This window comes from Mesorhizobium sp. GbtcB19 (assembly GCF_019091085.1).
GTDB lineage: Bacteria > Pseudomonadota > Alphaproteobacteria > Rhizobiales > Rhizobiaceae > Mesorhizobium.
In genome coordinates this window covers 1-2,549 of record NZ_JAGXJY010000048.1, presented here as the reverse complement: position 1 = coordinate 2,549, position 2,549 = coordinate 1, and the positions used below count along the sequence as shown (strand labels likewise).

2 protein-coding genes and 1 pseudogene are annotated in these 2,549 nt (G+C 60.3%); 2 read left to right on the top strand and 1 reads right to left on the bottom strand.

What is annotated here, in order from left to right:
- A pseudogene (locus KVT37_RS31440) lies at nucleotides 1-141 on the top strand (glutamine--fructose-6-phosphate transaminase (isomerizing)); the annotation flags it as partial.
- 844 nt (nucleotides 142-985) lie between these two features.
- Here KVT37_RS31440 and KVT37_RS31435 read toward each other — a convergent pair.
- Nucleotides 986-1,198 (bottom strand): RNA-binding protein, encoded by a 213-nt coding sequence (locus KVT37_RS31435; RefSeq protein ID WP_217578904.1) that lies wholly within the window; start codon nucleotides 1,196-1,198, stop codon nucleotides 986-988.
- A gap of 432 nt (nucleotides 1,199-1,630) precedes the next feature.
- On the opposite strand from KVT37_RS31435, the gene KVT37_RS31430 reads away from it, so the two are divergent.
- Entirely contained in the window at nucleotides 1,631-2,356 is a 726-nt protein-coding gene (locus KVT37_RS31430) for a LysR substrate-binding domain-containing protein (protein ID WP_306797042.1), read from the top strand.
- Nucleotides 2,357-2,549: the final 193 nt, after the last annotated feature.

Genomic DNA, 2,549 nt, shown 5'->3' with positions numbered 1-2,549 from the left:
ATCCTGCCCGAAGTGCCGGAGATCATCTCGCCGATCATCTACGCGCTGCCGATCCAGATGCTGGCCTATTTCACCGCCGTGTTCATGGGCACCGACGTCGACCAGCCGCGCAATCTGGCGAAGTCGGTGACGGTGGAGTAGCTGCATCGATAAGACGCCCACGGATCGACGACTTGCGGATTTGTAAGCTGCCGCTCCTTCATTTGCATGTTTCGCCTATTGGCAAAAGCGCATATTCCATGGCCAGCCGGTGCCGAGTTTCTCGTCTAGCGATCCCATCGGTTAGGCCCTGCGCCCGATTGGTTGCAACCCGCCAAAGAGTGTCGCGCCGTTCCGGTGAAGGGGCCAAAATCGGCAAGGTCGCGCAAGACCGCAGCTTCGCGATCTCGGGATGAACAGTGGTCCGCCAATGTCCACACCGTTACAAGCACGGCAGGTCAACTCAACCAAACGATTGGCACCCCTGAGGCCGGAAGTGCCACGCCGGGCAACGCCAGAGGTCAGAACCCCGCCCGTCCTTCATTCGCATGGTTCGCCCGTTGGCTAGAGCGCATATACCATCGCCAGCCGGCGCCGCCCTAAAAGCATGCCCCCCGCCGGTCAGGCCCGGCACCGTATTGGACCCTCAACCCCGCCAAAGGGTACCGGGCCGCTCCCGTGTCAGGTCTCGCTCCGCTGGTCCGGCGTCATCGAATGGTTTGTGAACTGCCGGTTCCGATCGTCTCGCCGGCGCTGCGGCATTCATGGCAATAGATCACCTTGATCATATCCCAGTGCATCGCGCCCTGATCCGGGCCTAAGCGCTGGACCAAAGTGTCGACGTCAAGCCTCGCCGTCCTCTTGAAGTTAAGCGCGTGCTGCACTTGGTGCCTGGTTCTATCGGCGCCGCGACTTTGTCGGCATTGCTGCTTGCCTGGTCCTGCCCGGGTTGGCCCTATGCATGCCGCCGGGGCTAGCAGCGTCCGCCGCTGTCCGATAACGGCGGCTAAGCCTTGCGGCGTTTCGAAAGTGCTCGCCACAGCTCTGTCTCGTCGGTGACCCCATTTTGGAAAACGCCAACGATTTCCTCGGCGAGGGCTTCTCTCTGTTCCCGGTCCTTTTGAGCTAGCCGGCGTTCGTTGCACAGTTGGTCGAACACCCGCTGAAGTAAGTCCAGATCAGCGGGATCAAATAGGCCGCTGTAGCGCGAAAGGGACATAGGTCGCGCCCCCGGCAGGGCTATCGCTTACTTGTTTACCTGGATCACCGAGGATCCAGGGCAACGCTAACGCCCCCGACCAGTGGGCACATCATGCGAATACGCGACGAAACCCACGACGCCATGGGGAAACTCGCCGGGCGAAGCTCCGGCAACCGCAGGCCCGGCGAGCCTCCACTGGCAGTGAGCCTGACATCGGCAACGACAGGATCGGCCAGGCGCCGGCCTCCGCGGACCTGCCCAGGCACATCCACCTTGAGCGATCAGCTGGGCGCCATGCTGTAGCTGACTTCGAAGTTCAAAAACTTGGCGTTTGCACGCTCCGGTCGGACTAGGAGCAGCAATCCGCAGCACGGTGACAACGAAGCCACATGTCTCGAGGATCGGGACCGATTCTCCCTGAAGCCTGCTCCCGCACTCCCCCACGGCGCCATGCCTTCTTGCTGTGCTCCATCGGACTGGGCTGCAAGCCCGATCAACGCAGCTCTTCTAACCGGCAGTGAGTTCGAATCGGCAACAGCTTCTCGAACCGTACGTATCGCTATGACCGATGATATCGAGATCAACCTCGGTCCGCGCTTGATCCGTCGATTCCAAGACGAGGCTCCAAATATGGACCTCGTCATGCGCGCTGGAAACCATAGCAATGCTGCCGCGATGATTGACGATGATCTCGTCGACCTCGTCATCTGTGCGCGACCGTCCCGGCGGGAAGCGCGTCATCGTGTACAATCTCTCTATACTGAAAGCTTCGTCGTCCTTTCCGGAAGCACCGCAGCCGGATCAGACAGTGCGATGACCCTGAGCGTATACACGACGACACCGCACGCGCTCGTCTCCGCAAACGGCCTGTCGAGCGGCCTTATAGACGACTCCCTTCGTGCATTGGGCGCGTCTCGAAGGGTTGCTGTCGTGGTGGAGCGGTTCTCCACATTGCCCCACCTTCTGAGGTCAGCGAGCCTGTTGGCCAATGTGCCAAGCGTCGCGGCTCGCATGCTATCGACAACCTTTCGCCTAACCAGCTACGCCCTGCCCTTCGCAAGCCCACGGTTCGAAGTGGTTGCCGTCTGGCACGCCAAGTCCGATGTTGACCCCGCCCAGTCGTGGGTTCGGTCGATCGTCACTCAAGAAGCGGCCGCGATGAGAGCGCTTGCATAACATTTCAAGCGGGTCGCTGCCAACACGGCCGTGCTGGAGCGTTTCACCGTTTCACGGAAACGGCGAACCGGTCTATCTTTGTTTTGACGCAATTCCGGACGGAAAACCACCCGCACTTTTCCTGGAATTGCTCTAGGCTGTAGTGACAATTTAACGGCTTGGGATTCCCATCGCGAGGCAAATCAGATTCAAG

What these genes read in the sequence shown, in the direction of transcription:
- KVT37_RS31435 (WP_217578904.1), bottom strand. Translation starts at nt 1,198, where the DNA reads ATGTCCCTTTCGCGCTACAGCGGCCTATTTGATCCCGCTGATCTGGAC.
- KVT37_RS31430 (WP_306797042.1), top strand. Translation starts at nt 1,631, where the DNA reads ATGCCTTCTTGCTGTGCTCCATCGGACTGGGCTGCAAGCCCGATCAAC.